The sequence below is a fragment of the Chlorobaculum thiosulfatiphilum genome (assembly GCF_006265165.1).
GTDB classification, from domain to species: Bacteria; Bacteroidota; Chlorobiia; order Chlorobiales; family Chlorobiaceae; genus Chlorobaculum; species Chlorobaculum thiosulfatiphilum.
In genome coordinates, this window is record NZ_VDCH01000002.1 from 166,120 (window position 1) to 174,999 (window position 8,880).

At 58.8% G+C, this 8,880-nt stretch carries 10 protein-coding genes; all 10 read right to left on the reverse strand.

The genetic code is table 11. The features are described from left to right. Entirely contained in the window at positions 1–678 is a 678-nt protein-coding gene (locus FGF66_RS02170) for a vWA domain-containing protein (protein ID WP_139456059.1), read from the reverse strand. 189 nt (positions 679–867) lie between these two features. Further along, complete coding sequence (gene cobA / locus FGF66_RS02175) at positions 868–2,262, reverse strand: uroporphyrinogen-III C-methyltransferase (protein ID WP_139456060.1); 1,395 nt, start codon at positions 2,260–2,262, stop codon at positions 868–870. A gap of 21 nt (positions 2,263–2,283) precedes the next feature. Beyond that, positions 2,284–2,745, reverse strand: coding sequence for a precorrin-2 dehydrogenase/sirohydrochlorin ferrochelatase family protein (locus tag FGF66_RS02180; RefSeq protein WP_170181166.1), 462 nt, complete (start codon positions 2,743–2,745; stop codon positions 2,284–2,286). A 120-nt stretch (positions 2,746–2,865) separates the two neighbouring features. Next, complete coding sequence (gene dsrP / locus FGF66_RS02185) at positions 2,866–4,017, reverse strand: sulfate reduction electron transfer complex DsrMKJOP subunit DsrP (protein WP_139456061.1); 1,152 nt, start codon at positions 4,015–4,017, stop codon at positions 2,866–2,868. A gap of 9 nt (positions 4,018–4,026) precedes the next feature. Then, positions 4,027–4,803 carry a sulfate reduction electron transfer complex DsrMKJOP subunit DsrO gene (gene dsrO, locus FGF66_RS02190; protein ID WP_139456062.1) on the reverse strand — a complete coding sequence of 259 codons (777 nt, stop codon included), beginning with the start codon at positions 4,801–4,803 and terminating at the stop codon, positions 4,027–4,029. Next, complete coding sequence (dsrJ, locus tag FGF66_RS02195) at positions 4,800–5,222, reverse strand: sulfate reduction electron transfer complex DsrMKJOP subunit DsrJ (protein WP_170181167.1); 423 nt, start codon at positions 5,220–5,222, stop codon at positions 4,800–4,802. The genes dsrO and dsrJ overlap by 4 nt, the downstream gene beginning before the upstream one ends. Then, a complete protein-coding gene (dsrK, locus tag FGF66_RS02200) occupies positions 5,215–6,867 on the reverse strand; it encodes a sulfate reduction electron transfer complex DsrMKJOP subunit DsrK (RefSeq protein WP_139456063.1) in 1,653 nt (550 codons plus the stop codon). Before dsrK ends, dsrJ begins: the two co-directional genes overlap by 8 nt. Before the next feature lie 6 nt (positions 6,868–6,873). Further along, the gene (dsrM, locus tag FGF66_RS02205) at positions 6,874–7,869 is read right to left on the reverse strand and encodes a sulfate reduction electron transfer complex DsrMKJOP subunit DsrM (RefSeq protein WP_139456064.1); all 996 of its coding nucleotides are present in this window, start codon (positions 7,867–7,869) and stop codon (positions 6,874–6,876) included. Continuing rightward, a complete protein-coding gene (locus tag FGF66_RS02210) occupies positions 7,866–8,306 on the reverse strand; it encodes an RsbRD N-terminal domain-containing protein (RefSeq protein ID WP_139456065.1) in 441 nt (146 codons plus the stop codon). Before FGF66_RS02210 ends, dsrM begins: the two co-directional genes overlap by 4 nt. A gap of 90 nt (positions 8,307–8,396) precedes the next feature. Continuing rightward, positions 8,397–8,756 carry a hypothetical protein gene (locus FGF66_RS02215; RefSeq protein ID WP_342779626.1) on the reverse strand — a complete coding sequence of 120 codons (360 nt, stop codon included), beginning with the start codon at positions 8,754–8,756 and terminating at the stop codon, positions 8,397–8,399. Positions 8,757–8,880 lie beyond the last annotated feature (124 nt).

Below are 8,880 nucleotides of genomic sequence, written 5' to 3' on the forward strand. Positions count from 1 at the left end.
TTACCCGGCTACAGCCCAACCATCCGGGGCAGTCGGGTTGTCAAGCGGAACGGCATCACCGGGGTTTGACTGCGAAACGGCGCTAAGGGAACTGGACAACCATTTGAACAATTCCTTGAAGGCCAGTCCTTTCAGCTTGAGCGGCTGGCGCGTCGCGATCTGCCCAAGAACACCCATATCCGCTTGTTCCACGCCAACGGCGTAAAACATGAACTCCTTGCGTTCTTCGCCTTCGTGAACACGCCGTTTTGCTTCAGCCCAACTGTCAGTAGGTGCTCCATCGGTAATCAGAAACACCCACGGGCGATAATACTTGATACCATTTTCATGAAGGCGGTCCTTCCGCTGGCGGAGCAAATCGAGCCCAGTCACAATCGCCTCGCCCATCGGGGTTGCGTTGTTCGCCACCAGCGTTTCGGGATAAAAATGATCTACTGTGGCAAAATCTGATTTGATCTCTACAGGCCCGAAAGTAACCATCGCCAGCTCTACACGCTTTGCGGCCATTGAATCATTCATAAGTTCTTGCCGCAACGTCGCCAGCCCCTCGTTCAATTCGGAAATCGGTTTACCACTCATTGAATAGGAGGTGTCCAGCAATAAAATTACTGGACAACGCTGTTCGGGATTTTCCGAGAATTCCGCATCGAAAAATGGTTGTTGCTCGAATTCAGTCATCACAACTCCTTATCTGTAAATTACTAAGGACACAATCAACGCCCCATCTTGTCTTATCGGGTTAAAATCACTCGAAAAAATTAGCGCAAAATCAGCAAAGAAACAACCTCTCCTGCCCGGCAGAGGTCGGCAAAAGCAGGACGATTCTTTCAGAGAGAACCGAAGGCGCGGAAATGTGTTCCTGCCTGATCAGCCGCCAAACTGCGTCCTGACTTCCTCCGCCGTCCGCTCGTCAGCCGGAGTGATCGTAATTCTGGATGGAATGGACTCGTACATCTCCCGGAATTTCTGTACGCACTCCGCCGAGGCGAAGTAGATTTCGTCGATGAAATCGAGGTCGATAGCTTCGACGTGATCCTGCGCTCCGTGCGCATAGACGACGAGCGGCGTGACCTGGTTGCCGCCTTCGCGCAACTGCCCGGCCACCAGCTCATCGACGTGCTCCGCGCCCGGCAGGAGAATGCGCTGGCCGGTCAGCCCCTGATTGCGCAGCATCTCGCCGATGCTGGTCGGCGTTTCCGCTTCGAGTCGGCAATCGGCAATGATGCCGTGTTCCTGAAGCTCCGTGGCCGCCGAGCGGTTCGAGGCGCAGATGGTCAAATGCGCCAGATGGCGGACGTCGCGGCCATGCTCGAAGAGATATTTGAAAAAGTAGCGCACGGCGAAGCGGTTCTGGAAGAAGAGCACCGAGAACTGGTCGATCCCCTCGATGCTGGCTTTCACCGCGCCGAGGTCTGCGCCCGCCACCTGCTGGCAAGGGAAGGGCACGGTGATGTAGTCGGCTGGCGTATATTTTTTCGGTGCTTCGCCGGTCATGAGCACTTTCTTTTTACGCGAGTACCAGTTACTCTCGATAAACTGGCTGATGCTGTCGCCGATGATGAGCAGCGCCGGGGAATAGACCGCCCTGTCGCGCTTGCGGAACTCGTCGAGTGTGCCGGTGAAAATCTTCTGGTTGTAGCGCGTGGCGTTCTGCACCACGGCCACCATCGTCTCGCCGCTCCGCCCTTTTGCCGCCACCGCGTCGAGCACGTCGTGCACCGAGGAGGCGACCATGTAATAGACGATAGTGTCGGTGTCGGGAGCCTGAATCTTGCTGATCGGGTGGCCGGTGCAGAAGGCCACCGACGAGGAGACCTTGCGCATCGTCAGCGGAATTTCGGTGTAGGCGCTCGCGCCGTGCGCCGCCGTGATGCCGGGAATGATCTCGTACTCGATGCCGTGCTGGCGCAGGGTGTCGATCTCCTCGCCGCCCCGCCCGAAGATGAAGGGATCGCCGCCCTTCAGCCGGACGACCGTGCGCCCCATGAGCGCATGGCGCACGATCTCCTGGTTGATCTCCTCCTGCTCGAAGTGGTGGCTGTCCTTGCGCTTGCCGGTATAGATCTTCTCGGCCCTGTAGGGTTCGAGCATCTGCGGCAGCACGAGGTCGTCGAAGAGGATCACGTCCGCCTCGCGAAGCGCCCGGTCGGCCTTGAGGGTGAGCAGTTCGGGATCGCCCGGCCCCGCGCCCGCGATATAGACGTACCCTTTTCGCGCCGGACTCTGCACCAGCGAGGGTTCTGTATGAGTTGAATCGGTCATTGCGGATACTTCCTTGCGAAATTAGGGGTTATCGTCCGGCCAGGTTTCGTTGACGAACTGGCGGAGGCGGTTGCGCCACTCCACGGACTTCTTGACATTCTGGCCGTTGGAGGAGACGGCGACGGTCATCTCGCCCTGCTTGATGATCGCCGGAGAGATGAAGCCGGAAAGCTCGCGGTTGTCCACCACGTTCACCAAGATGCCCCGCGCCTCGGCGTCATCCCGCACACGGCGGTTGACCTCCTCGACGTTCGTGCTGGCATAGACGAGGAACGCACCGTCAAGGTCGCTCGGCTCATAGGTTTTATAGATTTCCGTGAACCCCTTGCCCTTGAGTTCGTCGATGATTTCGGGCGAGACGATGGTGATGTCCCGGGTATATTTCTCGATGGTCTGAATCTTGTGCAGGGCGATCTTGCCGCCGCCGACGAAGAGAATCTTCTTGTTGTCCACCCGGATGTTGAGCGGCAGAAACACTTTCATTGATGCGTCCATTTTGACGATAAACAACGGCCCCGGCGCAGGTTCAGTTCCCGCGCCGGGGCCAGTGAAGAGATGCTGTGGGGTCCGTTTTATCCCGAATTCACGCTGGTCTGGACAGACTCACTCCTGCGTTTTGACGGCGATGGCGGTCTTGAGCAGCATGGTCAGCACGAGCAGGCCGATGGCCCAGATGCCAAGCGTGACCGAAATTTCGGTGGCGGTCGGCATGTAATCGACAATCGCTTCGAGCGGCGTCGGCACGAATCCGCCGAAGACGAGACCCATGCCCTTGTCGATCCAGATGGAGACGACAAGACCGATGCAGGCCGCGATGAGCGCGCCATTCTTGCGGCGAAGCGGCGGCGAAAGCAGCACGCTCACCGAAATGATGCCGGTGATCAGCGAGAACCACATGAAGGGCACGAGCGGCGCGTGACCTTCGAAGCCGAAAAAGAGGTACTGCAAGCTGTGCTTGTGCGCCGGAATGTTGCTGTAGAAGGCCGTGAAGAACTCCGTTCCGAGGAAAAAGAGGTTGGCCAGCCCGGCGTAGGAGCTGAGAACGGCGAGCTTGAGGCGCGGCTCCTGACCGGCGTCGAATTTGGCGAACCGCTTCAGGACGAAGGTGAGCAGAATCAGAATGGCCGTGCCGGCGGCGAAGGCCGAGGCGAGGAATCGCGGCGCGAGCACGGCGGTAAGCCAGAGGTGGCGGCCCGGCAGACCGGCGAACAGAAACGCCGTCACCGTGTGGATGCTGAAGGCCCACGGAATCGAAAGGTAGATCAGCGCCTTCACCCACGGCGCGGGAGCCACGCCCTTGCGCTCCGCGCCGAGCACGGCCCAACCGCTGACGAGGTTCAGCAGCAGATAGCCGTTGAGCACCATGACGTCCCAGAAGACCATCGAGTGCGGCGAGGGATAGAGCAGCACGTTGAGCACCCTATCGGGGCGGCCCATGTCGGCCAGAATGAAGAGCATGCACATGAGCGCCGCCGAAACGGCCAAGAACTCTCCGACGATGACGATTTTCGAAAAGGCCTTCTGGTTGTGCAGGTAGTACGGCAGCACCAGCATCACGGCCGAGGCGGCCACCCCGACCAGAAAGGTGAACTGGGCGATATAGACGCCCCAGCTTATGTCACGGCCCATGCCGGTGACGCCGAGACCGATGGTCATCTGGCGGGCGTACGCCGTCACTCCTAGCCCGATGACGACGAGCAGGAAGGCTACCCATGTCCAGTAGCCGCGGCCTCCTTTGAGCGCTTTCTCGATCATGGCTTATGGTTAGATGATGTAAAAGACTGACGGCAGCGTACCGAGTTCCGGCTTGCGCTGCATGGTTTCGTTCGCGGCGAGCAGCTTGCGAATCTCCGAATCGGGCTTGTTCAGATCGCCGAAGGTGAGCGCATTCTCCGCGCAACTGACGACGCAGGCCGGAAGCTCGCCCTTGACGAGCCGCTCCGAGCAGAAGTTGCACTTCTCGACCACGCCGCGCATTCTCGTCGGATAGGCGGTGCTCAGCTCCTTGACTTTCGGACGCGGGTCTTCCCAGTTGAAGCTGCGCGAGCCGTACGGGCAGGCGGCCATGCAGAAGCGGCAGCCGATGCAACGATGGTAGTCGATGGAGACGATGCCGTCCCAGCGCTTGAAGGTCGCCTCGGTCGGGCAGGCCTTGGTGCAGGGCGGCTCGGAGCAGTGATTGCAGAGCGTCAGCACCTGCCGCTCCAGCACCTCGGGATTCTGGAACTGTGTGCTGGCGGTCGGGAAAGCGTTTTCGTAGCCGCTCTTCCATATCCACTTCACCTCGCTCTTCGACTTGCCGAAGTCCGGCACGTTGTGGTCGTGGTGGCAGCGGACGATGCACTCGGTGCAGTTGCCGAGGCACTTGCGGGTATCGATCAGCATACCCCAGCGCACCTTGCCCGGCACGGGTTTGTCGGTAAAGCTCGACATATCGGTCTGTTCGAGCGCGAACGCCGGGAACAGACCCGCGGCAGCGCCCAGGCCGGCGAGAGCGCCAAGCCCCGCCTTTTTCAGAAATTCTCTACGGTTTTGACTCATTGCGGCACCTCCATCGGCGACAGATGACAGTTCCAGCATGTCGGCTTGACATTGGCATACTCGTGACACATAAAACAGAACATCGGGTTCGAGCCGTGACAACCCATGCAGGTGTTCAGGCTCTTGTCGAAGTGAGCGCCTTCGGGATTGACGAAGGTGCGATTTCCATCGCGCACCGAATCCTTGCGCCACTTGTTGAGTTCCTGCATGTGATGCGCCCGCATGTAGTCGGTCGGCAGGATGCACTTCGAGCTGTCGATCGGAGCGCCTTTCGCGGGCGAGGCCGCGGCGGGCGCGACGGCATCGGCGGCTATCGCCGGCACCGAGCCATGATGACCAGCCTGGATGAAGAACCATGCCGCCACGAAAACAGCGAGGCCCGCGGCGATGGCTGCAAGTAACTGACTGAACTTATTCATCGTCGTCGTCCTCCCCGAATCCGGCCATCGGATTCTCTCTCAGGTCTTCGGTTCTCTTTTTTTCTCCCTTCATGATGAGCGCGTTGCCAACCAGCTCGTGCAGGCCGTAAACCGTCACGCCCGGATTCCAGTAGCGCATCAGCGCCGGAAGGCTCGCGCGGTCGATGGCGCAGATGGTGACCAGCGAATCGACCTTGTGCTTCTCTCGAACGTGCGCCACGGCGCTGGCTCGCGGGAAACCGCCTCTCATGCGGGTGTCCATGAACTCCTCGGCGTTCAGGCCGCTGCCCGATCCGCAACAGAAGGTCTGCTCCCTGATGGTGTTCTCCGGCATTTCGTGAAAGACATTGCACACCTTGTTGAGCACGTAGCGCGGCTCTTCGAGCATCCCCATGCCGCGGGCGACATTGCAGGAGTCGTGGAAGGTGGTGCGCAGGTGATCGTTGCGTTTCGGATCGAGCTTCAGCTTGCCGTGCTTGATGAGATCGGCGGTGAACTCGGCGATGTGCACCATTTTCGTCGCTTTCGCGTTGGTGAACTTCGTGCCCGTGATTGGCGAAACCGGCTCCTTGAGAAAGTCCGCCGGGCCGTTCATGGTGTTCATGTACTGATGCACCACGCGCCACATGTGGCCGCACTCGCCGCCAAGAATCCACTTCACCCCGAGACGCTTCGCCTCGTGGTACATCTTGGCGTTGATCTTCTTCATCATCTCGTTCGAGGTGAACATACCGAAGTTGCCACCCTCCGAAGCGTAGGTGCTGATGGTGTAGTCGAGACCGATGTGGTGGAAAAGCAGCAAGTAGCCCATCATGGTATAGACGCCGGGATCGCCGAAAACGTCGCCCGATGGCGTGATGAAGAGAATCTCCGCCCCCTTGCGGTTGAAGGTGGGATTGACCTTGACGCCGGTCACATCCTCGATGTCATCCACCATCGACATGATGTTCTGCTCGAAGGTGTGCGGCTCGATGCCGAGGTGGTTACCCGTGCGGTTGCAGTTGGCCACCGGCGCGAGAATCCAGTTGTTGTTCACGCCGATGAGATTGAGCAGCTCGCGCGCCATCATGGTGATCTCGGCGGTGTCGATGCCCATCGGGCAGAAGACCGAACAGCGGCGACACTCGGTGCACTGATTGAAATACATGTGCCACTCCTTGATCACGTCCGCCGTGAGCGTCCTCGATCCCGAAAAATTCTTCAGGATTTTCGCCAACCCGGTGAAATCGTTGCGATAGACCGAACGCAACAGCTCGGCGCGAAGCACCGGCATATTCTTCGGGTCGCCCGTGCCGAGGAAAAAGTGGCACTTGTCGGCGCATGCGCCGCAGCGTACGCAACTGTCCATGAAAACCTTGAACGAGCGAAACCGCTTCAGGCGATCCTTCATACCGTCGCGGATGGTCTTTTCCCATCCTGCGGGAAGCTGCCAGTCCTTGTCGGTGGCGGCCCATTTTCTCGGGTTCGCGAAATGCAGGTCATCGAGCACTTCCGGCTTGGCGGGAAAACACCAGTTGCCGTCGCGGAACTCCACCGGCAAATCCCACCAGTCCTTGCCTGCAAACTCCCCCTTGAGGAGCCGCGGCTTCTTTTGTTCGAACTCTTTTTTGAGTTCGTCTGGTTTGAGGGCGTATTTATTGGACATAATTAATTATTGCTTTTCGACCGGAAGACCCGCCTTTTTCATTTTTTCGCGGAACTCGTCTTCGTATTCGGCATAAGTCCGGAACTTGATATCGGGGTTCCATGGATTGACATGCCGCCAGGCGCGGCTGTTGTTCGGCAGGTTGCGCGTCGGGCTGAGGAAAATTCCGCCCATATGCACCAGCTTGCTGAACGGAATGTACGCAAGCAACACGCAAACCAGGAAGAGGTGGATATAGAACAGGACGCCGATCGGCTCGGGCGCGTCGAAACCGAAGTGAGCCAGCGTCATGGCCAGCGACTTGACCGGCATGACGTTAACCTTGGTCACGTAGCGCATGCTGATGCCGATGACGGCGATTGCGCCGAAAAGGAACAGTGGAAAATAGTCGGTCGAGAGTGAAAGGATGCGCATCTTTTCATCCGACAGACGGCGCAGCACCAGAAAGGTGATGGCGGCAAGCGCGATGGCGTCGGTGATGTAGAATGCCGGCACGGTCACATCGAGGAAGCTGTCGAAGGATTCGAGCAACCCGATCGGCATCGGCAGGGTTTCAAGGAAAAATCGCGCGTGGCGAACGACGATGACGAGCATCGACCAGTGAAACGCCAGACCGCCAAGCCAGAGCCATTTGTGCGAACCATACACGAGTTTCGGGCCGCTATGCAGTTCGGCTTTGGTATTGCGGAACAGTGAGCGGAACAGAAAAACTTCGGAGAGCACCCGCATCGCGGCCATGAAAGGATTTGACGGGCATTCCAGCGGGTTGGTCTTGACCCAGTCGAGCGACTGCTCCTGACCGCAGGTGGTCGGAATGTTGAACGGGACCGGCCTTCTGATCCAGTCCACCAGCCGGAAAAGCATTCCGAGTACGAGAATTGCCGCCGCGGCGTAGGGAATGACGATAGCGAAAACATAGTCGAGCTTGCCGTAGGTGATTCCAGCGTAGGGAATCAGGGCCAACACGATCACCGCAATCAGCGGATTCAGCACTTTTTTCATGCCTCGGCCCTCCTGAGCGCCATGTGCATATTCCGGCGGCCCTCGTCAAATTTGATCTGGCAGATGGTTTCGCGGTGCTTCATGTAGCTGTCAAAGGCTTGGAGGGTTAACGCTTCGAGGCGGTCGCGGCACGGATGATCGCACTCGGCCGGAAGCTCTTCGATCAGCCCCCTCAGCATAAAAAGGATCGACAGTGATCTGGAAGGCGGAATATCCTGGATGGCAAGGATCCGGGTGATGCGCATGATCGGCTCGGCAGCCTGCGCGGAAGGGTCCGTCACGGCATCGAGCAGAGCACCCAGCTCCTCAGAAATCGCCGCGGCGACCAGTGAGCCGTGGCTCGCGCCGCCGGGCAGCATCGCCACGACCGACGAACTCCACCGATCGAGCAGGGTTTTCCGGTTCTCTTTTACTATCTGTTCCCACGCTCTCGTCATAAGATTGCAGAATAAGAGGTTGTGTCATTCAAAACAGCGCGCCGGCCTTCTGGAGACCGGCGAACTTGAAGCAATGTCCAAACACGAGGGTCAAGCACACTTGGCCATGAACGCCTCGTAAACCGGACGCCAGGTTTTGGCCGCTGCCTCGAAAGGCAGTTCGAGGTACTGGCAAAGATACAGGGCATCATGGACATCAGCAAGATTTCCTTTTTTCAGCGCTTCGAGGGCTTTCTTGCCGGACTCGGCAGTGTCGTTGCCCGTCAGGCGGGCCTGCCGCCAGTAGTTGATCGCCTCTTCGCGATAGACGGCGTTTTTGGGCAGCGACTCGGCGGCCTTGAGGCTGCTCACCTCGACCTGCCGGTTTCCGAAGGCGACCGGCCAGCCGTTGTCCGGCCAGTGCGAGGAGGTTTCGATGGCCTTCTCGACCATCGGGATCATATCGTCCATCATAGTGTTTCGCTCTTTTCAGGTTTCGATGACGCCCAATTTACAGCCCGTCGCCCATGCCCATCTGGATGTAGCCGCAGGGGCAGACCAGGGAGCAGAGGTGGCAGCCGACGCATTTCGAGTA

Coding starts and splice junctions, on each gene's coding strand:
- FGF66_RS02170 (WP_139456059.1), bottom strand. CDS start 678: ATGACTGAATTCGAGCAACAACCATTTTTCGATGCGGAATTCTCGGAA.
- cobA (WP_139456060.1), bottom strand. CDS start 2,262: ATGACCGATTCAACTCATACAGAACCCTCGCTGGTGCAGAGTCCGGCG.
- FGF66_RS02180 (WP_170181166.1), bottom strand. CDS start 2,745: ATGAAAGTGTTTCTGCCGCTCAACATCCGGGTGGACAACAAGAAGATT.
- dsrP (WP_139456061.1), bottom strand. CDS start 4,017: ATGATCGAGAAAGCGCTCAAAGGAGGCCGCGGCTACTGGACATGGGTA.
- dsrO (WP_139456062.1), bottom strand. CDS start 4,803: ATGAGTCAAAACCGTAGAGAATTTCTGAAAAAGGCGGGGCTTGGCGCT.
- dsrJ (WP_170181167.1), bottom strand. CDS start 5,222: ATGAATAAGTTCAGTCAGTTACTTGCAGCCATCGCCGCGGGCCTCGCT.
- dsrK (WP_139456063.1), bottom strand. CDS start 6,867: ATGTCCAATAAATACGCCCTCAAACCAGACGAACTCAAAAAAGAGTTC.
- dsrM (WP_139456064.1), bottom strand. CDS start 7,869: ATGAAAAAAGTGCTGAATCCGCTGATTGCGGTGATCGTGTTGGCCCTG.
- FGF66_RS02210 (WP_139456065.1), bottom strand. CDS start 8,306: ATGACGAGAGCGTGGGAACAGATAGTAAAAGAGAACCGGAAAACCCTG.
- FGF66_RS02215 (WP_342779626.1), bottom strand. CDS start 8,756: ATGGACGATATGATCCCGATGGTCGAGAAGGCCATCGAAACCTCCTCG.